The following is a 22,505-nucleotide window of genomic DNA, read 5'->3' as shown; positions in this document are numbered from 1 at the left end:
GCTTACTCCTCCGCCGCGGACCCGGTGCTCTGATACTGCTTCACAAAAGCCCGGGCCAGATCCTGAATGGACGCGATGTCCTGATCCGTGAGCTGTCCGGTCCGGTCAATCCCGTGGCACAGCGCCCCCGCGTTCTTCTCCATATGGTCCAAAAACTCCTTCCGGAACTGGTCCATCTGCCGGACCGGGATGTCCTGGCAGGCGTGGCTGAGGGCCGCCACCAGAAGGATGACCTGCTGGTGCTGGCTCATGGGGTGGTACTGAGGCTGACGCAAAAGGCGCATAAGCCCCTGGCCATAGGTCAGCTGACTGCGGGTCAGGTCGTCCAGATCGCTGGAGAACTGGGTAAACACCTCCATCTCCCGGAACTGGGCCAGATCCAGACGCAGGGAGCCCGCCGCCTTCTTCATGGCCTTGGTCTGGGCGTCGCCGCCCACACGGGACACGGACAGGCCCACGTTGACGGCCGGGCGCTGGCCGGCAAAGAACAGATCGCTCTCCAGGAAGATCTGCCCGTCGGTGATGGAAATGATGTTGGTGGGGATATAGGCAGACACGTCGCCGGCCTGGGTCTCCACAATGGGAAGGGCGGTCATGCTGCCGCCCCCCCGCTCCTGTGACAGATGGGCGGAGCGCTCCAGCAGACGGGAGTGGAGGTAAAAGACGTCTCCGGGATAGGCCTCACGTCCGGGGGACCGCTCCAGCAACAGACTCAGCGCCCGGTAGGCGATGGCGTGCTTGCTGAGATCGTCATACACAATCAGCACGTCCCGGCCTTTGTCCATAAAATATTCCCCCAGAGCACAGCCGGCATAGGGGGCGATGTACTGCAAGGTGGCCGAGTCACTGGCCGAGGCGCTGACCACCACGGAGTAGTCCAGAGCGCCGAATTTCTCCAGCGTCTGCACCACCTGAGCCACCGAGCTGGCCTTCTGACCGATGGCCACATAGATGCAGATCACATCCTTACCCTTCTGGTTCAGAATGGTGTCCAGGGCGATGGCTGTCTTGCCGGTCTGGCGATCGCCGATGATCAGCTCACGCTGACCCCGGCCGATGGGGAACATGGAGTCGATCGCCAGAATACCCGTCTCAATGGGGCGATTCACCGACTGGCGGTCAATGATGGAGGGAGCGGGAGTCTCAATGGGGCGGTACTCCTTGGCGGCAATCTCACCCTTGCCGTCGATGGGCGTGCCCAGCGCGTCCACCACCCGGCCCAGAAATGCGTCACCCACCGGGGTGCCGGCCATTTTCCCGCTGCAGCGCACCTCGCTGCCCTGGACGATTTCCTCCTCGTCTCCGAAGAGGATACAGCCCAGCTCGTCCTCCCGCAGCTCCTGCACCATGCCCTTGACTCCGGAGGAGAACAGCAGGATTTCGCCGTAGACGGCGTGTTCCAGGCCGGACACGGTGGCAATTCCGTCACCTACTGTCAGCACCTGCCCCACTTCCTGGGCAGACACCTCCGGCGACCAGTTGACCATGGTCTCCCGAATCAGGGGGAGCAGATTCTCCCGGGAGGGCTTGAGCTGCCGCATCCGCTCTTCAAACTGACGCAGCCGTCCCTCGATGCTCCAGTCGTACACATCGGTACCCACCTGCAGGGTAAACCCGCCGGCCAGGGCATCGTCCTGTTCCCACTTCAGGTCAAATTCCTGATGATAGGTCTGCTGCAAAAAGTCCAGAAGGCGCTTCCGGTTCTCCTCACTGGGCGGTGTTCCGCCCCGGAGAACCGCGATTCTTTCACCGGGATTGCTCATGGGAGGTCCTCCTCTCTGCCAGGTTCAGGAACTGTTCGTAGGGATCGCCGTCAGCGCCCAGAGCAATTTTCTCCGCCGCGGTGACCGCCATATCTACCAGTTCCTTGGAGACGCTGGACACCAGCTCCTCCTGCTCCCGCTTTGCGCTCTCCCGGGCCTTGGCCAGAATGGCCTCCGCCTCCTGCTTGGCCTCGGCTACCCTCTGGCTCCGAAGCTGGCTAAGCTCCTGCTCCGCCTCGGTCTTGCGCTGGGTGATAGCGGCCTCAACCTGGGACAGCTTGTCCTCATACTCCGCCTTCAGCTTCTCCGCCTGCTCCCGGTCCTGCTGGGCCTGCTGATGCATGCTCTCATAGTGGTTCTGGCGCTGTTCCATAAAATTCTTGACCGGGCGGTACAAAAGCAGATACAGCCCACCGGCCAGAATCGCGAAATTGAACAGATGCAGCAGAATCTGCTGCCAGTCAATATTCAGTGGAATACTCATAACCACACCACCTTTACAGAACAAAGATGACCAGAATGACTACCAGCAGCGCATAGATAATAGCGGTCTCAATAAATACCAGGTCCAGCATCAGTGTGGTACGGATTTTGCCCTCCATCTCGGGCTGGCGGGAGATACCGTCGGCCGCCTTGCCGCCCACAATACCCATGCCCACGGCGCCGCCGGCAGCGGCCAGTCCGATGGCAATGCCCACGGCAATCGCCTTCAGGCCCACGGAAGCGCTCTTGTCACTCGAGGCTGTATTATTCTCGGCGGCAGTCGTCTGAGTGGTCTCAGCGGTCTGGTCGCTGCCGGCGGCATAGGCAGGTGCCGCCAGAGCCACAGTCAGCATCAGAATCAGAAGTACTACCGGAACCTTTTTTACGAAACGCATGAGAAAGACCTCCAAATCATTTTAAACATTCTGCAGCGGCTCCCCGGCCTGTTTTTTCCCGGCCTTGGGGCGGCGTTCCTTGCGTTCAGACATCTCGCCGTAAAACAGCGCAGTCAGCATCGTCAGCACGTAGCTCTGGATGAGCGCGTGCAGCAGTGTGAACAGCACTCCCACAAGCACCGGCAGGACAAAGCTGAGCTGAATATAGTAGTAAACCAGCTCCGTCACTAAAAGACCGCTGAGCAGAGCGCCGAACAGACGGAAGCTCATGGAAATGAGCAGGGAAATTTCCTTCAGGGCGCTGCCGATTCCCCGAATACCATTTCCAGCAATGGCGCCGGAGAAAATGACCAGATAGGACAGCACACCCAGCATAATGGCCCCGTTCACATCAGACAGGGGCGCGGGGAGCGTAACGGAGTTGCCATTTGTAGCAATGGCCTGAAACCCAAAGAGTTCAAACAGCGTCCCCGTAAAAATGTAAGCACCGGCGGCAAAGACATAAGCCCCCAAAAAGCCGTTGCGCCAGGGGCTGTTGGATTTAGCCAGGCCATCAAACATGCCCACTGCCTGCTCCAGCAGCATCTGGAACCTCCCTGGCACATATTGAAACCTGGGAATGAAAAAGACACGGATGAGCAGTGCAGCCACCAGCAGCACCACAGTCACCACCAGCGAGGAGATATAGCCCGGATTCACCGTGCACAGACCAAATAGACTGATTGGATTGGTCTCATGCAGCACCGCATCCCGCATAGCCTCCTGTATGGTCTCGCTCTCTCCTCCTCCCGGTACCACCAAAGCACTCACCAGCAGTACCACACAGATGCACAGCCAAAGCAGAAGAAAGCGCTTTTTGTTCTGTTTCATGTCATCCCTTCTTCATCTCTGAAATGTAAGACGGCCACTCTGTCCGTCTGAGTATGGGCGGCTCACCCCCGAGGCAGCCAATCAAATTTCACACAAATCCAGTGTCCGCATTTGATAAAACCAGGTTCATCCGCCTCTGGCAGAAGGAGCCGCTTCGGCTCGGGATCCGCCCCCTTTCCTTATTCTCTCCCTCTGGCAACTTGGCTCCATCCTCCCTGAAAAAGAAACGACGTGTCATCCCCACTATAGTCATGACACGCCTTGCAAATAATGGATGGGCCACGCGTGCCTAGATTATAAGCTTCATAAAAGGGAAAGTCAAAGATTAATCCCTTTTTTTGACACAAAATTTATTTCACGCCTCACCAAAAATGCAGCATTTCCTGCATCGAGCCCTCTCTAGCCAAGGAATTTCCTAACATTTTCCCCTCTCTACTCTCCACACCGCCCCGTGTACAGTTTATTTGATCGCACCTGAAATTTATTGGGATTTTCTCCCTCTTTACTGAATTTCAGATTGCCTTCCGTTTTGTTTTCGACCCTGCACAGATTATCCCCTGTGGTCAGCATCCCGCTTCAATCTGCAGTAATAATGGTCCACATAGACAAGATACACTGCACCGCCCACTACATAGAAAATGGCGGTCAGCGCAAAGCCGTTGGTCAGACCAATGGACTCCTGCATAAAACCCATAAGCAGGGAGCCAATTCCAATGCCAATGTCATAGGAGAGCATATAAGTGGAATTGGCTACGCCCCGCTGAGGCGCTGGCGTGGTGCCGGTAACAAAGGACTGAAAAAGCGGCTGGAGAATGCCGTAACCCAGGCCAAAGAAAAACCCCGCAATGAGCAGGTGCACACCCGAGGTCAAAAACAGGAAGCTAAGCATAGTGACAATCAGCACTGCCAGACTGACATAGACCAGCGGGCCGTGTTTTCCCGCGTCGATGACCTTCTGTGTAGAGGTTTTGGACAACAGCATCCCCACCACAAGGCAGATATAGAAATAAGGCAGATACCCCATAATATCCTTTTCCTGTGCCAGGATGGAGGAGTAAGCAATAACCGCACCATAGGGGATCATCAAGAACATCATGTTCAGCATAAAGGGAGCGGCAGGGCCGTAGAGAGATTCTTTGAGGGAAAACTTCTTTCGCTCCACCTTGGGGTACTTCAGGCGACAGCAGGACACGCAGATCAAGGCTGCCACTGTAATGCCGAAGATGGTAAGGAAGGATGCTTTACTGCTCATGTTGCTCTGCACCTGCAGTCCAACATAGGGGCCCACCGCCATACCGATGGATACAGTGAACGCAAAGCGGCTGATGCCCTCAGTGATCTTAGTCACAGGCAGCACATCCCCCGCCATAGTCATGGTGGCAGAAGCACATACCGAATAAACCGCTCCCATATAAAGGCGCACCAGGATCAGCAGGCCAAACACAGGAAAGGCAATGAACGCCGGGAAAGACAGACAAAACATAGCTAAAAATAGCAAATATACGTGGTATCAGTTGAAATTATCCAACAAGTAACCGGCCACTGGCCGAAACAGAACCGTAGCCACCGACATTGCAGTCAAAACAATGCCTACCTTGGCCCCCGTAATCCCAATCTCCTCACAATAGACCGGAATGATGGGAATGGAAGCGTAAAATGCCGCTAATACCAGCAGGTTTGTGATAAACAGAAGTACGAATCTCCTGTTCCAAATTTTTTCAATCTTTTCCATATTAAACAAGGCTCCTTTATTTCGGCAATAAAATAGTAGCAATTGCCACCTTTTAAATATAGCGCAAGGCATCCACCCCGTCAATATCAAGTTGCAATTGCCACCTTTTCTTTTTGTAGCCCAAACGAATTTGCAAAGCTCTCCCTGTTAGACTATAATAGTTTTATCGCAAAAGGAGGCGCGCGTTATGGCCGATATTATGAACAGCCCCTTTAAATCCATCTCAATCTTGTATCGAAAGTCGCATATTTGGCTTAACAACAGCTGTGCCCAGTATGCTCTCACTGCTGCACAGGCTGTGGTGATTTTGATTGTCTGTGATTTCGAGGCCCTTACCCAGGACGACATTACTAAACGCCTTGGTCTGGACAAAAGCGTCATCGCCAAAACTGTCACCAAATTGGAGGATCTAGGGTTTCTGGTGCGCACCACCAACGCCAAGGACAAGCGAACTTATCTGATTCAGCCTACTGAGAAATCCTGGACCGTCTATCCGTCTGTAAAAAAAGAAATTGACGTATGCTTCCAGCGCATGACCCAAAGCATGACTGACATGGAACGAGCCGAGTTTAAACGTCTTCTCCTGCTGGCCGCTGAATCCACAATCGACCAGGACGATTAAACCAGACCTGTACTCCATATATTTCGAGCCTCTTTGGTCTTCTCCCCTTTTCTTCCATACCGCAGCCCCCAAAGCATTCCAACACTTTCCCACTATTTATCGGAATTTTTTGTTCTTACCTCTGGCGGATATAAAAACAGGCGCCGGCACCACTTTGTGCCGACGCCTGTTATCGCATTGGATACTTCCTATTTCTTCATTTACTGGTTCGCAGTATGCACATCTCTAAACTATCCTAAATGCGCTCACATTTTCCCTTACTTGTGTGCCACATTCTTCTTTACCCAGCAGCTCAGTCTTCTTTATCCGATTCCTTTGGAGTATCTTGTTCTTCCGCCTCCCGAGGAATGCGTCTGGAACGATCTGGACCTGGAATAGGCTTAAACTCAGGCTCCGGATCCATGGCCAGCTTCGTGCCCACACAGCGGTTAATGGGAGTTCCAATGCTGTGGAATTTCTCTTCGTAGTCCGTCATAACGCCCTGGATCCCACATTCATGCAGATTTCTTGTGACTTGCGAGAGTTCATAGCCTGCCTTTGGAAATTGGAACAGCGAGTACTCAAACAGAGGTTTGTTATCCGTCTTGAAGTGAATCTCGCCTCCCTCCCGCAAAATTCCCCGGTATAACACCAGGAAATTCTCATGGGTCAACCGGCGGCGGGCGTGATGGCTGGACGGCCACGGATCACAGAAATTGATGTACAGCAAATCTACTTCATCCGGTGCAAAATAGTCCCGAAGCTGCGCAGCATCCCCATCAATAAAATAGACATTGTTCAAACCAAGATCCCGCACTCGTTCCATCGCGACAATCATGGCGTCGGGCACTCGCTCCACCGCTATGTACAGGGCCTGAGGGTTCTGGCGGGCTGTCTCAGCCGTAAATCGTCCCTTACCGCAGCCAAGTTCCAGCCGCACCTCTTTCGCATCCGGCTTAAGTGTTCTCCACCGTCCACGATACTCCTTCGGATTCTGAATTAAAAAATCGGCACATTGCTCCATGCGCAGATCCAGGTTTGGCTTTTTTCTCATTCTCACAGGAATCACTCCATCCTTAGACTCTGTTTCCAACTAGATTCTTATCCTACCATACCAAAGGAATACTTGCAATCCTTTCAAAAATATACTATACTATCAAAGTCATACTTTCCTTTTCCCATCCAGTTGGTATATCCACTCTTTGGGAGAGTACGCCCAAGCCACCCCACAACTTCATATCCGGGTGTAGCGCAGTTGGTAGCGCGCCTGCTTTGGGAGAATCCGCCCAGGCCACCCCACAACTTCATATCCGGGTGTAGCGCAGTTGGTAGCGCGCCTGCTTTGGGAGCAGGATGCCGCAGGTTCGAATCCTGTCACTCGGACCATTTTCCTTAGAAAAACCGCCTAAATAGGCGGTTTTTCTGCGTTTTTGGTTTGATTTTTGAGGTTTTGCTGATTGCTGTTTTGCGGCGATCCCAGGGGCAGAACAGCGGCAGGCGCATGAGCGAGGATAGCCACCGAAAACGCCAAATCCCTAACCCATCCCTAACGGGGAAACTTCCGCATTTTTCCGTTATATCGGTGCCGTTGTCGGCTACTCCTGATCGCATGTCTACGCTGCGTAGGTCGTGAAGCAGGATTTCTCTTGCTATAAGTCGATCTTTGACCAATCTTAAATTCAATAGAGCGTCCACCAGTATTCGAACACTTTGCGATACTGGTTGCCCTTCTTCGATAGGCCGAAATACTTACGGACCTTTCGATTGGATCTTCGCTTCAGATACCGTTGACAATTGCTGGACTTCATATACTGAATGTGCAGTCCGGAATGAAGTAATGTTCTTAATCCCTCATAGTCTCCCCTGATATACCCCATGTTTGGTGCATACCTGCTGTGCTGAATGAGAAACAGAAGATGGTCTGAGTGCTTGACACATTGGGTACGGCGATATTGGCGGCCGGAACGCCGGCCGCATCCGGGCTCGTTTTTAGTAGATCCCAAGATCTCGGCGATCCGCTTGTTTAACTCTTGCTCTGTCATAAGTCTTCCTGCTCTGTACGGTTCGGGTGATTGGGTTGACCCCGTGCCAGGAGCCACGCTGTTTCGCGTGGTATTCCCGCCGGGCTTTCTTACTGCGTTTGTCCAATGGAACCAACTGCGTCACAGCTGATCATCTCCTTCTTTTGTCTTGGTATGAGCACCCCAGAGGGCACAGCACAGCATTCGCTGGCTGATATACGGATGGCACCGAGGATGTTCAGATTGTAGACTCCTCTATAACAATCTCATTACAAATGTCAAAGATCGCTTGCTATTTCAGAACATATCAGGTATGCTGAAGTACTCCGCTGAGGCGGAGATCATCCTGATGAATGGAGGCGATCCATATGTCCATGATTCAGTTTCCTGTCATCGATCCTGTGGCTACCGGGGCGAATATCTGCCGGCTCCGGAAGGATCGCGGCCTGACAGTCCGAGATCTCCAGCACTATTTCGGATTTGAGGAGCCGCAAGCCATCTACAAATGGCAGCGGGGCCAGAGCCTTCCCAGTGTAGATAACCTCTATGCACTGAGCGCTTTGCTCCAGGTGCCAATGAACGAGATCATCATCTCCACTTCTCATATTGTTTCTTGGGAGCAGCAGGCAGCCGCCTGCTGCTCAGGTCTTTTTATGGGGAACTTTCTTCAGGTACAGTGGGCATGGCAGAATTTCAAAACCGCTTAGATCCTTATCCGCCTGTGTCCATAGGCCTGCCGCGATCCTGCTGGACGGCCGCAGCCCTTGGGTGAACAAGCGACTTCATAAATAGAATATCACGCCATTATGGCAAGTATCAGAGAAGCGTAAGGTCGAATCCTGCTTTTGATAATGGATGTGTGTTAGAAATGGCAGTATTTCGGTGGACGAGGATGGAGGCGACTGACGAGCCTTTCACAATGAGTTATGAGCTCATGTTGCATTCATCAGATGCAGTCCATTCTTTGCCGGGGGATGCGCAGCATCATAATTCATCTGCGCCTGAACCGATCATCACTGCCTATCCATTCTGCCACGCCCACCACACCTAAAGGTGTGGTGATGGCATTTATGCGGCCGTGCTCTTTTCGATAAAGTCGCTGAGGATGTCCTCAAAGCTGTCATTCATGTCAAAGGGCGGCTCATAGGATACCTCGGTGTTGACCAGACACTTGTCCAGGGACATGGAGATCTCGTCGGCCCTCTTGCTGAGCGCCGTGGCCATACCTCGGATCTTGTTCCGGTCAAAGTCGATGGTGGTGACCTGCGTGGCATCACAGCGGTAGGAGACCTGGTTTCCCTCGCCGTTGAATCGGAAGCCGGAGCCTCCGCCGGCAATGGTCTTTTCACTGTTACGGAGCATAGTCATGTGGCGGAATACCTCAGCCAACTCCTGACGCTGCCGGTTCAGGCCCACCTCGCTGTCCATATCCAAATCCAATGCGTTCTTGGCGGCGTGGATAGCCCGGCACAATTTCTCCCGCTCCTCCAGCAGGGACATGAGGAAGGCGGCTACCTCGTTGGCGTGGCCGGCATACTCACTGGGAGCAGCTTCCTCCACTACGGCATCCTGAGTATCGGACATGACCTTGCTCCGAAGATGAGTGGTCTTGACCTTGACGATATTGCGCCGGTCCTGAAGGATGGCAGTGGCCTCACACATCAGGCCTTTCAGTTTATTCTGGAATCGAAACGCATCTTTCATATTCATGGATCATACCTCCCTATATCACTCCCCGGCGGAACGATTTGATGGGTCAAGCATACTCCAAACTTGATCAGTTGTCATTGAACTGCTGGTTGAATATGGAGAGGTTTGCTTTTTCGTGCATTATAAGCGGTTCCGGTTTGGCCGTGGCCGTTTCCACGAAGCCACCGGTATTCTCCGCCGTTCCTGGCTGCATGTCTACGCTGCGTAGGTTGTGGAGCCGCACTCCTCCTGTTATAATCTCGATACAATCTTTGTACAGGAGACCAAACGCATGAACTTATATGTCACCGGCAACACCATCAAGCAGCTGCGGGAGCAGAAAAAATGACGCAGGCAGAGCTCGCAGACAAGATCGATGTCAGCAGCAAGACCATTTCCAAGTGGGAGACCGCCAAAGGGCTGCCGGATATCTCGCTCCTCGAGCCGCTTTCCGCCGCTCTCGGTGTCTCCGTCATGGAACTGATGAAAGGCGATGCTGTCATCAATCAAAACAGATCCGCCAATCTGCTTCGCTCCAAGCTGTACGTCTGCCCCATCTGCGGCAACGTGATCCACACCCTGGGGGATACGGTCATCAGCTGCTGTGGTGTGTCTCTTCCAGCTTTGGAGGCTGAGGCACCGGACGAACACCACGAGATCCAGATCGAGCCGGTAGAAGACGAACACTTCATCACCGTCCATCATCCCATGACAAAATCCCACTACATTTCCTTTTTGGCCTATGTGACATCCGAAAAGTTTCAGATGATCAAGCTGTACCCGGAAGGAAACGCAGAGTGCAGATTTCGTCTCCGGGGTCGAGGATACCTGTATTGCTACTGCAACCGCCACGGATTGATGGTGAAGCAGATCCGATAACCAGGTGCGATAAACGCGAAGCGCAGATAGAGTGCATCCGCAAGGGATGCACTCTGTCTGTTTATATAGAGCTCCTTTACCCCACTCTCTCGAACGGGATCACCTTGCACCGGCTCTCCTCCGGCGGGTCGGGCGGCTCGGGTTCCGGCTTGGCCGTAGCCGTTTCCATGAAGCCGCCGATCTTCTCCGCCGCGCCCCTCTGCATCTCATTGGTGATATGCGTATAGGTGTCGAGGGTGAACCCGGCGCTGAAATGGCCCAGCATGCTGGACAGGGTCTTCGCGTCCACGCCGCTGGAGAGGGCCATGGTTGCAAACGTATGCCTGAGATCGTGGAAGCGCACGTGCTCCTCGATGCCGGCCATTTCCAGCAGCTTGCGGTTGATCCTGGACACTGCGTCCGGGCTCCAGTAGCCGCCGGTGCGGGGCGATGGGAACAGGATGGGGTTGTCCGGGTGCTGTTCGTGCTCCCGCACCAGGATGTCCACTGCCTGCTGGGACAGCGCCACCCTGCGGATGGAGTTCTTGGTTTTCGGCTCGGTCACCACCAGCTCCCCGTCGATGCGGGTGACCTGCTTGCTCACTGAGAGGATACGGTCCTTCACGTTCAGGTCATCCCACAGGAGCGCCAGCAGCTCCCCGCGCCGCAGGCCGCTGGACAGCTCCAGGAAGAACATGGGCAGGACGCCATACTTCTCCGCCTCGCGGAGATACACCCCCAGCTTCTCCGGCGGGATGATGGTCATCTCCCGGTACTCTTTGCGCGGGATGCGGCAGTTGTCGCAGGGGTTGTAGGGGATAATCCGCTCCTTGACCGCCTGCTTGAGCGCCGAGGACAGCACCATGTGGATGCGCCGGACCGTGCTACCGGACAGGGCCGTGCTGGTCTGCGTTTCAAACCGCTGCACCCGCCCGCGGGCCTTGGAATCGTTGTACATCTGCTGGATCTGGATGGCGGTGAGCCGCTTGAGCTTGACCATCCCGATGGCCGGCACGATGTGGTTCTCGATGATATTCCTGTAGTTCTTGGCGGTGTTGGGGCGGATCACCGGCTTGCTGTAGGTCTCGAACCACAGCCTGCACCACTCCGCCACGGTGTAGTCCTCGTTGTGGTCCATCGGGATGCCCCGGTTGTCCCGGATGGCCCGGTCCAGCTTTTCCTTGCACTCGGCCCGCGTCTTGGCGGACACGCTTTTCTGGATGGCACGGCCGGTGGCGGGGTCGATCCCCAGGGTGTATCTGCCCTCCCAGCGGCCGTTGGGCTTTCTGCGAATGCTGCCCTCGCCGTTTGCTCGTTTCTTTGCCATTGGTTGTCCCTCCTTTCGGCAACACAAACAAATACCACAGAATCCCGGAAATAGCTACTAAAATATTTCCGTCTTTTGAGCCGCCTGCTCCTCGATCCACGCCATGAACTTATCCCGGGGGACGATGATCCGGCTGCCCAGGGTGATGGTGGGGAAATCCTTCCGGTGCGCCACCTCGTAGGCGTGGGCCAGGCCGATACCCAACACATCGGCCACATCCTGCACGGTCAGCATCAGAGGGAGCTCGTTGAACGAGTTATACTTGGATCGTTTCATCAGATTCCTTTCCACCCTTCCCGCGGAAGGGATTTTATTCCTTGTTTTGCGGCCCATATTCTGCGCCGCTTACACGGTCATTTCAGGCCACTGCTCCTCATGGTCATCCGGCTTGTGGCCTTGAGCGATCTTCTTCTCCCGCAGCTTTCTGAGCCGCTTGCGGTCGATCTGGATGCCGCCGGGGCGGGACCTGGGCAGGGAGTTATCCTGGAAGATCTGGCTCGTGTGGTAGAGCAGCCGTGTCACCGCCAGCATCACATCGGGCGGGCGCTGTTCCTCCCTGTGGTCCAGAAGGTACCGGGCGTATTCGTTCCCCTGCTCCGCCGACCGGGTCAGCCAGAGAGCAGCCTGCGCCTCATCCCGGGGCACTTCCTTTCCTGTGAGATACAGCTTGTCCAGCAGATACTGGGCGTAGGAATTCTCTTGCTCGGCAGAACGGGTGAACCACTCCACCGCGCCCGCCGTATCCTTTTCTATGATCTCGCCGCGGAGCAGCTCTTTGCCCAGGCGGTACATGGCCCAGCTGTTTCCGCCTGCCGCGGCCGTACGCAGCAAGTCCACGCCCCGCGCGGTGTTCCGCACCTCCAGATCATCAGAAAGAAACAGCTTGGCGAGGGCATACTGCGCCGCCGGATGACCCTGCCGGACGGCCTGCTCGAACCAATACCGAGCTTTTGCCCCATCGGGGATCAGCAGAGGACCGTCCCGCCAGAGCTTGCCCAGCAGGTATTGGGAGTATCGGTCGCCGCCCTTGGCCAGCTTCTCCAGCTCCGATACCGCGCCGCTCCGTTCCTCCAGCGTCAGCTCTTCATTGCGGATGACTTCCCACAGTGTCCAGTACGCATGAGGCGCATTTTGGAATTGCTCCGGCTCGTCCCACTGGCCCATGTCCTGGTCCTCGAAGGTGATCTGGCCCAGCCGCAGCCGCTCCGCTTCCCGGATGACGGCGTTTTTGATCTGCCGGAATTCTTTTTCTCTGGAGAGTGGGAGCCGCTCACGGGGCTTGTCGTGGTAGTAGCCATCCACCTTTCCCTGGAGCAAGAGCCACTGGTCGTAGCATTGGCGCATGACAGGAAGCCGCTCCATCTGGTCCACGATCTCGTCCACCAGCCCCTTGAGCCGCTTGGGAAGGTAGCCGTAGGTTTTCTTTCCCTTGACCGTCCCCAACTGCACCGCCAGCTCCTGCATGAGCCGCTCGGCCTCCGGGTGGTCGCACAGGCCGTCCTGCATCGCCTGTACCAGCTCCAGCATGGCCCGCCGCGCCTGCCGCACCAGCTCGTCCCGGGACGCCGACTTCTGCTCGTAGAGGTGGAGCATCTCGTCCCGGAAGATGTCGTTGGTCAGCCTGGACTTGATCTGGCGGATGCCCTCTTTGGAGAGGTAGGCCTGTCCAGATTTAGCCGACCAGGCCATCATGTGGACGTGAGGATGCTCGCCCTCGTCGTGGAAGGCCGCGTACCAGCGGAAGTCTGCGGGCGGTATTTTCATCGCCGCCGCGATCTCATTGCGGTGGGCGCGGATGAGATTTCTCCACGCCGCGGCGTTGTCGAAGCCCAGCCGCGCCGCGTCCTCCCGCTTGAGAGAGAGGATGTGCGTCCACACGTTTCCGGTGTACTGCTCCAGTTCTTTCATCGCTTTTTCCAGCGACACGCCGTCGCTGTCCCCGAACAGACCGTGGGAACCGAGACGTTCCGCTCGGGGCCGGGTGGCGATATACTTCAGATACTGCTCCGACTGACGGAGCGCGTCCCAGTTGGATTCCAGTGCCAGCGTGAGTAACGCGGAGGCCGCCGCCTTGGTGGGCTTGGCCTGGTAGCTCGCATACTCGTAGAGGGTTTTGGTGTCCGGGAAGTCCTTCACCAGCTTGGCGATGAGCTGCTCCTGCTTTCGCGTGGGCGGACGATCATCCGGAAGAATCTCTACCCGCTCTCGGGTTGCGATGTAGCGGAGGTACCCGGCAGCGCCGCCGGTGCTTTTGATGTAGGGGCTTTTCAGAATCAGTCTTGCCATTCGTCACCGTCCCAGTCTGGCTCCCCGGCGGAGCGTGCCCGCTTCTCCAGCGAGATAAGTCCGTTGGTGGCTTTCACGTTCCGAACGCTCTGCGCCCGTTTGCGCTTCAGATCGTCTCGGTCTACCTCCACCACGTCCGCAATGATCCCGATGAGCAGATCCAGTTCCACCTCCCGGGTGAACTCCCGCCTGGCGATGTGGTCCTCCAGACGGCCCAGCCTGCCGTCCAGCGCGGCCAGGAGCGCCGTGGGCAGCAGGGATTGGCTGTCCTGGGCCTCCAGGTAGTCCACATAAAAGTTGATTGCCTTTTCCACGAACTCGTTTTTGCTCCGGCAGTTGTCGGCGGCGTACCACTGCTCCAGCCTCCGGCTAGTTTCCGGCTTCATCCGCAGCGGGAGCCGCTCCTTCGTTTCGCTACCCATAAAATCCTCCTTTTTTCCAAACAGACATTGGCAAAAAGCCTGCAACACAGGGGTTTGGGGGAAAGCTGACGCCAACGGCATCTTTTCTGCCCGTCAAAGACGCCAGCCTACGCTCCCCGAAACTGCCCGCACTGCGGGCAGACGTGACCGGCCGGGCGGCGCTTGCGGCGCCAGGGTTTTATCCTGCTTTTTCCTTCGTCCCCGCTTTTTCCTCCGCCCCCGGAAGCGATTCAGAAGCCAGATCTGGAAACGCCCCCGAAAGCGGCCCAAATCCGCTCGCTACGCTCGAGGGGGTATCCCCCCCCTCACGCTCCCCCCAAAGGCGCACACAGGGCGTTCTCGGGGCTTCTGCGGGCGGATTCCGCCAGACGCTCCGCCGCCCTCTGACGGGCGACATCCTCCTCCAGCTGCCGGAACTGCCGCTCGTAGAACGATTCCACCGCCGCCTGGATGGGGCAGATGGTGTAGAGCAGGTTTCCGTTGAGCGGCCTGCCGTCTTTGCTCCGTATCATGGTCGGCTCAGTGCGGATGAGACCTTTCTCCTCCAGGCTGCGCACATACTTGCTGACTGTGTTTTCGCACATCCCCAGCGCCTTGCCGATGGTCTTGTAGCTGGGCCAGCACTGATAGGTTTCTCTGTTCTCGATGCTCAGCAGGTAGCAGTAGATCGAGATCTCCGGGTGACTTAGACCGATGTGAAACACTTCGTTGGGAACCAGAAAATAGTTTTTGCGTGGATCGCGTTTGGGCCACTGTTGAAACTTCATTTTGCACCACCTTTCTTTTTCATCTCCACGGAACGAATTTCTCTTTGAGCACCACCGCGCAGAGCAGCGGCAGACCAACACAGATTCAAATCTTCATCACTTCCATCCTCCTTTCTCACACAAAATAAAACGCTCCCGCAAAATTTGTGGGAGCAGTGTCTATATTTCTTTTTTCACTTCTCTGTGATAGAATGAGACCATCCGGAGGTGAGAAGATGGGCCAGAGCAAATACCGTATTTTTGAACTATCCGCCCGGGCAGTGATGAGTTATGCCGCGCAGGAAAACGGGCAGTGGCACTTTGCCCTTGACCGTGCGGCGACGGAAAAGTGCAAGCGGGTGTCCGCTCTTCATGAGCAGGACGGCAACGCGCTGTTCTTTCAGATCATGTGCGTCGTGCAGGGAGATGACTTTTTCGAGCCGACAGACGACCGGCCCATTGACGGATTATCCGACGTGATTTTTTACATGGACTTCTCCGGGATCTTTGACCGCAGCAGCACACTGCCCCGCCAGCAGATCCGTCAGGAGAAGGCCCGGGATATGTTCCGCCCGGAGGGTGTGCAGCTGGATCTGGGATCGGGGATGCACCGCTATCTCGCCTTCGAGCGCTCGGGCAGCATGAGCCGCCAGAGCAAGCTGTCCTTTCTCCGGGCGGATGTGTATGACCAGGTGCGCCGCCGCATCCAGATGGACATGACCATCGGCGACTGTCAGCTCAGCAAGCTCTACGCCTACAACGGCCTGATGCTTTCCAGCGGCACACGGCTGGACAGGATCGACATCGACAAGCCCCACCGCGTCATTGTAGTGGACAACCCGGTGGTGATGACCAGGGGCGTCCCGGTCGTCACGGTGGAAGACGACGGCACCCGGAACAGCACCCGGAAGTATCACCGGGTGGAGCGCCGGATGGACATTCCCATCACCTGCTTTGACGGAGAGGGGCTTATCTCCAAGCAGTACGCCAAGGTCATCGACCGGGCGCTCTGCGGCGCGGTCGTCCACACTTCTTTTCAGATCCGTCTGCCCTATATCAAGGGGATGGTGCATCAGGTAGACTTCCAGGAGATTCTGGACCTGTGCGGTCAGACCGTGATTCGGGACAGCTGGGGGCAGGAGCACAACGTCAAGGACGTGGACATCATTCTCACCAAGAGCATGTTCAAGGGGTTTGGCTGGCTGAAGGACAGCGGGATGACCTGGGCGGACTATTGGGATGCGTTCCGGCGCTACCGCCACGCTCTGTACATCACCAATGTGAGCAAGGTGAAACCGGAGACCCACACCGAACTGAACTACCAGTTTTTGAACACGGTATCCATCCGGGAGGAGGAGTTCCGTCCCCGGGATCTGCCCGACGGCTGGGATCACAGCCCGGAGGAGGACGAGCGGAACTGGCTCACCAAGCAGACCGAGGTAGCCTACTACAATTTTTGCGCCAACAGGGCCTTCCAGCAGAAATACTTTCTGCAGCGGATGAACCGCTGGGGCATCCTGCCCTTTCGCAAAAACCGGGAGCATCTGCTGGGCGAGATCCTGCGCAAAAATCCGCGCATGATCGGCGAACCGATCTACCAGCAGGAGCTGGCCGGCAGGGCGAAACAGATTTTGAAGAACTACTCTCTGGGACGGCTGATCGTGGCCGGGGACAACCGCTATCTCTCCGGCGACCTGATGGACTTTTTAAGCTATCTGCTGGAGACGCTTCCGCAGAAGAAGCGGAACAAGGCATTTTATGATGTGACCAAAAGCTTACGATTCAAAACCAGCGCCTTCTACGCTCCCGGCGCGGCCTATCAGCCCGGAGACACCTGCACCCTGCTGCGCAATCCCCATATTGCGAGAAATGAGGAACTGCAACTCTCCTCCTACGACGCCAAGAAAGAAAAGCGGCAGATGCGGCATTTCTATTTCCGGCATCTCACCGATCTGGTCATGGTGGACTCCACCATGCTGGCGGCGGAGCGGCTGGGCGGCGCGGACTATGACGGAGATATGGTCAAGACCATCGCCGACCCCATTTTGAACGAGTGCGTCCGCCGAAACTATGAGGCATCGCGCGGTAGCGCGGACGATGCGCTTTCCAACGAGGCAAACATCCCGCTGCTGATGATCCCATCCGCAACACCCCTGATCCGCAGCGCAGAGGATTGGGAAGCCCGGTTTGAAGTGGTGCGGGGCACCTTCTCCTCCCGGGTGGGGCAGATCTGCAACGCCGCCCTGGACCGCAGCATCATCGCCTACAACGAAAACTCAGACGCAGAGGAGCGCAAACGCCTTCAGGACGAGACCGAAGTGCTGGCCATTCTGACCGGGCTGGAGATCGACTCGGCCAAGAGCGGCATCCGCCCGGATCTGGATGAGTATCTGAAAAAGCGGCGGGTGCGGCGGACGCCTTTCCTACAGTATAAAAATCTGGTGGAGGACGCTGAGGAGACACGCCGGGCCTGGTATGAGGAGACCCACCAGCAGCGCATCAAAGCCTTTTTCAAAAAAATCGATTGGGACAAGGTAGACTCCAATCTGGAGCGCCTGCCCTATCTGGCGCTTCAGCTGAAAAAGCACACGCCGGCCGCCAGAGCCAAGCCCGCCAGGGATCACGAGATTTTCACCTTCGCCCAGCAGCCCGATTGGAAGGAACATCTCGACGGGGAAATTTTAGAGCAGATCTCCGCCCTGCTGCGGGACTATGAAGCCTGCCTGTCCCGCATCCGGGCCTGCCGGGTGGAGCCCAGCGAAAAGAAACGAAAGAGCGACATCGCCCGCATCCTCTTTGCCCGGGGGCAGGAGGAGCTTTGGGACACCGATGAGCTGTACGCCCAGCTGGGAAGCCTGCCTCCGGAGCGGGTGGCAGAGATCTGGGCGGCGCTGAATGAGGCCAGGTGGCAGTTTCTGCGGGAAGATGAACGGATGCAATTTCTTCTCACCTGGCTGCCGGAGTTTGAACCGCTCTTTGACCTGTTTCCTGATTTCCGCAGCGGTGGATACCGGGTCCTGAGCGACCTGCTCTTTGATATCCAGCAGGAGAATGAACAGCAGAGAAAGCGACAGCTGCACCGCCCCGGAGACTCGGCGACATTTGATGACCTGATGGATGCGTATCTCAGCAAGCGGAATTCCCAGCATTACCGGAAGGCGGTATCCGCCCGGTGCCGCCAGTTGATGAACAAGATCGTTCGTCCGCAGACTGCGGTGCGCTATGTGGAGGCCCTGGGCAAGCGGAACCTGTTGTGGGATCTGCTGCTGGATGCACTCGAGCCCAATGTGTTGGAGGTGCGCCATGCTGAATGAATGGCAGGAGTTTTTGGACTATACGGAGCCGGTAGCATATCGGGCTTCCGGCAAAAAGGACACCGCCTGGCTGGGGCGGTTCACCTTCGAGGCCCTGCGGGACTTCAGCGGCATGAACCGCATTCTGACCATCCTGGCCCGTGGCCTTTTATTTCACGCTCCGGACGGCACCCTGTTGCCCGGCGACCCGAGGGAGCGGATCGGTTTTGCTTACGACGGCCTGTGCGCCTGGTGCAGTATTCCCGAGCGCCGCGGTACGCCCCGTGAGGAGTGGCAGCACCGCACCGATTTTGCGCCGCTCCACGAGCAGTTCCCCAAGCTGGTGGACGCAGAGGGCTGGGGCTGGTTCAGCCGCCACTTTCACAGGGCCATGCAGTTTGCTTTGGCGCACCCGGACTTAGTCCATAAGAACTACGCAGCTTCCGCCGGGAAGCTGGACAAGCTGTTTGGCCATGAGTGGCGCAGCAAAGTGCTTCAGTATCAGACGGAGAGCCTCTCCACCCTGACAGAGGGCGCGTGGACGATCCGCTTTGACGATATGATTGCCGACGCCCTGGAGCTGGGCCCCCTGCGCTGCACGGATCCGGAGCTGCCGGCGGAACTGGCGGAACGGCTTGAGCAGATCCGCCCTGAGAAAGTGCCTTCCAATATCCTGCCCACCCTGGTTGCCTACTACCTGGCCAACCGCCCGGAAGACAGCGACTGGGTGGTGCTCCCTGTGACCAATTTCGACTGCTACTTCGGCAACACCAATTTTGGCCGAAAATATCTGAACCAGCTTCCCCAAGAGGTCATCGAGCGAAGCAACAGTTTCGGCATCAGCCGGTACCGGGTCAGGGAGGAATATCTGCCAAAATAAGCGACGGGACTGGCCAGTGCGGCCAGTCCCGTATTCTTTGTTTAGGCGGCGCATATTTTAGCATCTAATCATTCCTGCTGTGCTTTCTACTCTCGCAAATACTTAAAAGAGGGAAGGAATGACATACATCCATTTGCGTGTATGAAATCAACCTCAAGCAGAGGACGGTATTGTTGAGATTGCAGTGTCCGGTCAGGCGAACAAACCTTTCGGATTCTACAAACGTGAGGCAGTGACCGATTCAAGGAGCTTCCAAGATATCCCAAACAGTGGCACATTTACGAGAAAGTCGCAAGGAAATTACGCATAAAAACAATTTTAGCTGCCTCTAAAGAAGCAAATCCAATCTTTATTCATATCTGTTGTATGCACAGCATCTCTTGAAATATATTGTTCAACATTATACCCGCTCTATTTGCGAATATCTCGCAAATAGAGCGGGTATAATGTTGACAAAGCTTTTTATATACTACTATAATGGAGTTACATTTTACTGCAGAAGGGGGCTTTTATTATGCTACTTGATTTTAAGTTTAGCAATTATAAATCCTTTTACGATGAAACGAATTTTTCTATGACGCCTGCCCCTCAGCAGACGGGTTTGGACTATAGCATTTTATCCGAAAAAATTGGAGCAAAAAAATATCGCGGTTTGTCCTCCGCTGTTATATATGGTCCTAACGCATCGGGAAAAACCAATTTGATTGGTGCGATGGATACTATGAGAGCAATTGTATTGCGTGGAAATATTAAAAATTCGAATATTGTTTCTTCGCCCAACCAAGCTGCGTTTATGTTGGAGTTAATCCCAAATTGCGACGCCATAGATATTCCTGTAAGTTTTTCTGTCTGTTTCCTTGACCAAGGTATGGTTTTTAACTATTCTTTTTCCGCTATATTCGGAAATTTTTTAGAAAAAGATTGCAAGCGATGGATTCTCAGAGAGAGTTTATATATTAATGAGAAATTAGTATTTGAAAGAGACAATGACGGATTAAAGTTAGATACACCTAAAGTTATAAAAAACTATATTAATTCCTCTTTTTCTAAAAATATATCTTCTTCAGTTGAAATTGCTCTTGATAGTTTAAGCGCTGACGAACTTTTCCTGTGCAACGGATTCAAATCCATTTTTTCAAAAGAACTTGTTTCAACTATTCTTGATTGGTTTGAAAATAAGTTTATCGTAATTTATCGTGCCGATTCTATTCAATCCATGCGCAAATTTGCGAATCCAGCAGATCATACTATTTATGTGGAAAAAACTCTCACTGAAGTAGCTAAAGAATTTGGTATTACTGCAAACGCATTGGGATATAGAGCAGATGAAGATGATGTTGTCTTATGTTCAGTTTTTGATGATAAAAAAATTGCTATTCCTGCGGAAGATTTTGAGTCTTATGGAACAATTAGATTTATCAACGAATTTCCATTGATTATTCGAGCCTTACTCCAAGGGGCCACCCTAATAATGGATGAATTTGATGCATCGATTCATCCTATGGCACTCATGAGTATTATTAACATCTTTCACAACGATGAGATCAATATTAATCACGCACAATTAATTTTCAATACTCATAACCCCATTTTTTTGGATGCATCTTTGTTCAGAAGAGATGAAATCAAATTTGTTGAACGGAATAAGGCAACAAATCGGAGTATTCATTATGCACTATCTGATTTTAAAACAGCTAACGGTGTGCGAAAAGGCGAAGATTACATGAAAAATTATTTTGTTAGCAGATACGGAGCCATTGAAGAGGTCGATTTTTCATCCATTTTGAAAGAAATTATCCATGAAAATGAGGTGAAAAATAATGGCTGATAGAAAAGAAACAAAAAAATATATTTTTACGGTTGAAGGTGAAACAGAGCAATGGTATTTATACTGGCTTAGGGATCAAATTAATGCTTGTGAAAAAGCAACATATAATGTTTCCATCGTTGCATCTGTGCAGCAAAGCCCAAGGAGTTACTCCAAAACTGTTAACGCAAAATCAACTCCAAATATAACCCATCTCTGTGATATAGAAAGTAACGAATGTGAGCATATAAACAAATTCAAAAATATTCTTTCTGAGATGGCTGAAGTTAAAAAATCGAAAAAAATTCAATATTCTCTTGGGTATAGCAATTTTACCTTTGAACTTTGGATAATTCTACACAAAGAGAATTGCAATGGTGCGCTTGTAGACCGAACACAGTATCTTCCCCGAATCAATAGAATTTTTGGAGAAGACTTTGACAGTTTGAAGGAATACAAAGAAGAACGTAAGTTTAAGCGTTGCCTAAGTAAATTAACATTAGCAGACGTCCGCGATGCCATCCAAAGGGCTCAAGCAATTATGAAAAAGAATCGAGAAGATGAAAAACGCGAAATACAGCATTGTAGATTTAAATACTATCCGGATAACCCGGCCCTTACAATTTGGGAACCTATTGCTCAAATTTTGAAAGACTGTGCGATTTGTTAAAGAATTTATTTAAACCACTAATGAAACTCATCGCTTATATAGTGCGGCTAATTAATAACTACATATTATGATGTAATTTAAAAACTTATGTAACCTTTGGATATTCTGACAGAAGTATCTCCATTTTATGTTAGAAGCAAATTTTCAACTCATAAGAGAGCGTTAAGTTCTTTGTTTAGGCGTGCTAAAACTGATGTACTCGAGGAACAGAAATAACTTGTAACTTGTATTTAGGTTTTGACAGAGGTACAATAGCCCGAATCTAAACCTGAAAAGAGTCCTTCTGAACAGGCGGCACCGGAGCACTTGAAACCAATGGGATTAAGTGCGTCAAAGAGTAATTGAAATGGAGCGGAAATAGTTAAAAGCCATTAGAAAGTACCCGAAAAATTTTAGCCCAGCTGCTTGGAAAAAGGATGCCCGGGGATCGAGTTCTCGCACCCCTGAGCAGCTATGAGCATTCATTTTTTCATTCAGACTCCTCAGATACGAAACGAGCGCCCGCTCTCCTGGTTCGACAGGAGACTGAGCGCTCGTTTTCGTCGTTGTGTACTTCCGCCGAAAGCCTCCACGCCAGTTCAAATCCGGCGATAAAGCTGTCGAGGGAGGTTTGATAAGGTAGAATAAGTTTCGCAAATTGAAAAGTGGATAAAAAGAGACAT

General features: G+C 53.7%; 21 protein-coding genes, 1 tRNA gene and 1 pseudogene. 8 read left to right on the top strand and 15 right to left on the bottom strand.

Annotated features, from left to right (window positions below):
- Window positions 1-2 precede the first annotated feature (2 nt).
- The 6 genes from atpA to DWX58_RS15675 all read right to left on the bottom strand — a co-directional run bounded on the left by atpA (window position 3) and on the right by DWX58_RS15675 (window position 5,243).
- On the bottom strand, window positions 3-1,763 hold the full coding sequence (gene atpA / locus DWX58_RS07825) for a F0F1 ATP synthase subunit alpha (RefSeq protein ID WP_118642643.1): 1,761 nt from the start codon (window positions 1,761-1,763) through the stop codon (window positions 3-5).
- A complete protein-coding gene (locus DWX58_RS07820; protein ID WP_118642641.1) occupies window positions 1,747-2,247 on the bottom strand; it encodes an ATP synthase F0 subunit B in 501 nt (166 codons plus the stop codon). The genes atpA and DWX58_RS07820 overlap by 17 nt, the downstream gene beginning before the upstream one ends.
- Before the next feature lie 13 nt (window positions 2,248-2,260).
- Complete coding sequence (atpE, locus tag DWX58_RS15975) at window positions 2,261-2,482, bottom strand: ATP synthase F0 subunit C (protein WP_347559166.1); 222 nt, start codon at window positions 2,480-2,482, stop codon at window positions 2,261-2,263.
- A 180-nt stretch (window positions 2,483-2,662) separates the two neighbouring features.
- Window positions 2,663-3,511, bottom strand: a complete 849-nt coding sequence (locus tag DWX58_RS07810; protein WP_118642639.1) for a F0F1 ATP synthase subunit A — start codon at window positions 3,509-3,511, stop codon at window positions 2,663-2,665.
- Between the two features lie 550 nt (window positions 3,512-4,061).
- Window positions 4,062-5,009 (bottom strand): MFS transporter, encoded by a 948-nt coding sequence (locus DWX58_RS07805; protein WP_347559164.1) that lies wholly within the window; start codon window positions 5,007-5,009, stop codon window positions 4,062-4,064.
- Window positions 5,010-5,021: 12 nt separating this feature from the next.
- Entirely contained in the window at window positions 5,022-5,243 is a 222-nt protein-coding gene (locus DWX58_RS15675; protein WP_243093334.1) for an MFS transporter, read from the bottom strand.
- Window positions 5,244-5,430: 187 nt separating this feature from the next.
- Here DWX58_RS15675 and DWX58_RS07800 point away from each other — a divergent pair, with 187 nt between their 5' ends.
- A complete protein-coding gene (locus tag DWX58_RS07800) occupies window positions 5,431-5,865 on the top strand; it encodes a MarR family transcriptional regulator (RefSeq protein WP_118642637.1) in 435 nt (144 codons plus the stop codon).
- 292 nt (window positions 5,866-6,157) lie between these two features.
- On the opposite strand, the gene trmB is transcribed toward DWX58_RS07800, so the two are convergent.
- A complete protein-coding gene (gene trmB / locus DWX58_RS07795; RefSeq protein WP_118643188.1) occupies window positions 6,158-6,898 on the bottom strand; it encodes a tRNA (guanosine(46)-N7)-methyltransferase TrmB in 741 nt (246 codons plus the stop codon).
- Window positions 6,899-7,154: 256 nt separating this feature from the next.
- On the opposite strand from trmB, the gene DWX58_RS07790 reads away from it, so the two are divergent.
- Window positions 7,155-7,230, top strand: a tRNA-Pro gene (locus DWX58_RS07790).
- A gap of 1,003 nt (window positions 7,231-8,233) precedes the next feature.
- Window positions 8,234-8,572: a helix-turn-helix transcriptional regulator gene (locus DWX58_RS15970; protein ID WP_347559163.1), complete on the top strand. Its 339-nt coding sequence runs from the start codon at window positions 8,234-8,236 to the stop codon at window positions 8,570-8,572.
- A gap of 361 nt (window positions 8,573-8,933) precedes the next feature.
- Here DWX58_RS15970 and DWX58_RS07780 read toward each other — a convergent pair whose 3' ends face one another.
- Window positions 8,934-9,575 (bottom strand): hypothetical protein, encoded by a 642-nt coding sequence (locus tag DWX58_RS07780; protein ID WP_118642635.1) that lies wholly within the window; start codon window positions 9,573-9,575, stop codon window positions 8,934-8,936.
- A gap of 324 nt (window positions 9,576-9,899) precedes the next feature.
- On the opposite strand from DWX58_RS07780, the gene DWX58_RS07775 reads away from it, so the two are divergent.
- Complete coding sequence (locus DWX58_RS07775) at window positions 9,900-10,433, top strand: helix-turn-helix domain-containing protein (protein WP_347559162.1); 534 nt, start codon at window positions 9,900-9,902, stop codon at window positions 10,431-10,433.
- Window positions 10,434-10,509: 76 nt separating this feature from the next.
- Here the strand turns inward: DWX58_RS07775 and DWX58_RS07770 are convergent, their stop codons facing one another.
- From DWX58_RS07770 to DWX58_RS15890, 6 genes are all read right to left on the bottom strand, one after another.
- Window positions 10,510-11,739 (bottom strand): site-specific integrase, encoded by a 1,230-nt coding sequence (locus DWX58_RS07770; RefSeq protein ID WP_118642633.1) that lies wholly within the window; start codon window positions 11,737-11,739, stop codon window positions 10,510-10,512.
- A 57-nt stretch (window positions 11,740-11,796) separates the two neighbouring features.
- On the bottom strand, window positions 11,797-12,015 hold the full coding sequence (locus DWX58_RS07765; RefSeq protein ID WP_087188798.1) for a helix-turn-helix domain-containing protein: 219 nt from the start codon (window positions 12,013-12,015) through the stop codon (window positions 11,797-11,799).
- A 69-nt stretch (window positions 12,016-12,084) separates the two neighbouring features.
- Window positions 12,085-14,025, bottom strand: coding sequence for a MobP3 family relaxase (gene mobP3, locus DWX58_RS07760; protein WP_118642631.1), 1,941 nt, complete (start codon window positions 14,023-14,025; stop codon window positions 12,085-12,087).
- A complete protein-coding gene (locus DWX58_RS07755; protein ID WP_118642629.1) occupies window positions 14,013-14,447 on the bottom strand; it encodes a hypothetical protein in 435 nt (144 codons plus the stop codon). Before DWX58_RS07755 ends, mobP3 begins: the two co-directional genes overlap by 13 nt.
- Before the next feature lie 305 nt (window positions 14,448-14,752).
- Window positions 14,753-15,214 carry a helix-turn-helix domain-containing protein gene (locus DWX58_RS07750; RefSeq protein WP_118642627.1) on the bottom strand — a complete coding sequence of 154 codons (462 nt, stop codon included), beginning with the start codon at window positions 15,212-15,214 and terminating at the stop codon, window positions 14,753-14,755.
- Window positions 15,211-15,333, bottom strand: coding sequence for a hypothetical protein (locus DWX58_RS15890; RefSeq protein WP_279229859.1), 123 nt, complete (start codon window positions 15,331-15,333; stop codon window positions 15,211-15,213). Before DWX58_RS15890 ends, DWX58_RS07750 begins: the two co-directional genes overlap by 4 nt.
- A 96-nt stretch (window positions 15,334-15,429) precedes the next feature.
- Here DWX58_RS15890 and DWX58_RS07745 point away from each other — a divergent pair, with 96 nt between their 5' ends.
- From DWX58_RS07745 to DWX58_RS07730, 4 genes are all read left to right on the top strand, one after another.
- On the top strand, window positions 15,430-18,507 hold the full coding sequence (locus tag DWX58_RS07745) for a hypothetical protein (protein ID WP_243093332.1): 3,078 nt from the start codon (window positions 15,430-15,432) through the stop codon (window positions 18,505-18,507).
- Complete coding sequence (locus DWX58_RS07740) at window positions 18,497-19,366, top strand: hypothetical protein (RefSeq protein WP_118642625.1); 870 nt, start codon at window positions 18,497-18,499, stop codon at window positions 19,364-19,366. Before DWX58_RS07745 ends, DWX58_RS07740 begins: the two co-directional genes overlap by 11 nt.
- A gap of 514 nt (window positions 19,367-19,880) precedes the next feature.
- Complete coding sequence (locus tag DWX58_RS07735) at window positions 19,881-21,194, top strand: ATP-binding protein (RefSeq protein ID WP_118642623.1); 1,314 nt, start codon at window positions 19,881-19,883, stop codon at window positions 21,192-21,194.
- Window positions 21,187-21,843, top strand: a complete 657-nt coding sequence (locus DWX58_RS07730) for an RloB domain-containing protein (RefSeq protein ID WP_118642621.1) — start codon at window positions 21,187-21,189, stop codon at window positions 21,841-21,843. The genes DWX58_RS07735 and DWX58_RS07730 overlap by 8 nt, the downstream gene beginning before the upstream one ends.
- Window positions 21,844-22,312: 469 nt before the next feature.
- Here DWX58_RS07730 and DWX58_RS15470 read toward each other — a convergent pair.
- Window positions 22,313-22,505: pseudogene (locus DWX58_RS15470) on the bottom strand (hypothetical protein); the annotation flags it as partial.

This window comes from Pseudoflavonifractor sp. AF19-9AC (assembly GCF_003478995.1).
GTDB lineage: Bacteria > Bacillota > Clostridia > Oscillospirales > Oscillospiraceae > Lawsonibacter.
Note: the sequence above shows the minus strand (reverse complement) of the source record. Positions and strands in the feature narration are given on the sequence as shown.

Excerpts from the sequence above, each read along its gene's own strand:
- DWX58_RS15675 (WP_243093334.1), bottom strand. The coding sequence starts at position 5,243 with ATGGAAAAGATTGAAAAAATTTGGAACAGGAGATTCGTACTTCTGTTT.
- DWX58_RS07750 (WP_118642627.1), bottom strand. The coding sequence starts at position 15,214 with ATGAAGTTTCAACAGTGGCCCAAACGCGATCCACGCAAAAACTATTTT.
- DWX58_RS07820 (WP_118642641.1), bottom strand. The coding sequence starts at position 2,247 with ATGAGTATTCCACTGAATATTGACTGGCAGCAGATTCTGCTGCATCTG.
- DWX58_RS07735 (WP_118642623.1), top strand. The coding sequence starts at position 19,881 with ATGCTACTTGATTTTAAGTTTAGCAATTATAAATCCTTTTACGATGAA.
- DWX58_RS07730 (WP_118642621.1), top strand. The coding sequence starts at position 21,187 with ATGGCTGATAGAAAAGAAACAAAAAAATATATTTTTACGGTTGAAGGT.
- DWX58_RS07770 (WP_118642633.1), bottom strand. The coding sequence starts at position 11,739 with ATGGCAAAGAAACGAGCAAACGGCGAGGGCAGCATTCGCAGAAAGCCC.
- DWX58_RS07755 (WP_118642629.1), bottom strand. The coding sequence starts at position 14,447 with ATGGGTAGCGAAACGAAGGAGCGGCTCCCGCTGCGGATGAAGCCGGAA.
- atpA (WP_118642643.1), bottom strand. The coding sequence starts at position 1,763 with ATGAGCAATCCCGGTGAAAGAATCGCGGTTCTCCGGGGCGGAACACCG.
- DWX58_RS07800 (WP_118642637.1), top strand. The coding sequence starts at position 5,431 with ATGGCCGATATTATGAACAGCCCCTTTAAATCCATCTCAATCTTGTAT.
- DWX58_RS07745 (WP_243093332.1), top strand. The coding sequence starts at position 15,430 with ATGGGCCAGAGCAAATACCGTATTTTTGAACTATCCGCCCGGGCAGTG.
- mobP3 (WP_118642631.1), bottom strand. The coding sequence starts at position 14,025 with ATGGCAAGACTGATTCTGAAAAGCCCCTACATCAAAAGCACCGGCGGC.
- DWX58_RS15970 (WP_347559163.1), top strand. The coding sequence starts at position 8,234 with ATGTCCATGATTCAGTTTCCTGTCATCGATCCTGTGGCTACCGGGGCG.
- DWX58_RS07775 (WP_347559162.1), top strand. The coding sequence starts at position 9,900 with ATGACGCAGGCAGAGCTCGCAGACAAGATCGATGTCAGCAGCAAGACC.
- DWX58_RS07740 (WP_118642625.1), top strand. The coding sequence starts at position 18,497 with ATGCTGAATGAATGGCAGGAGTTTTTGGACTATACGGAGCCGGTAGCA.
- trmB (WP_118643188.1), bottom strand. The coding sequence starts at position 6,898 with ATGAGAAAAAAGCCAAACCTGGATCTGCGCATGGAGCAATGTGCCGAT.
- DWX58_RS07780 (WP_118642635.1), bottom strand. The coding sequence starts at position 9,575 with ATGAATATGAAAGATGCGTTTCGATTCCAGAATAAACTGAAAGGCCTG.
- DWX58_RS07810 (WP_118642639.1), bottom strand. The coding sequence starts at position 3,511 with ATGAAACAGAACAAAAAGCGCTTTCTTCTGCTTTGGCTGTGCATCTGT.
- DWX58_RS07765 (WP_087188798.1), bottom strand. The coding sequence starts at position 12,015 with ATGAAACGATCCAAGTATAACTCGTTCAACGAGCTCCCTCTGATGCTG.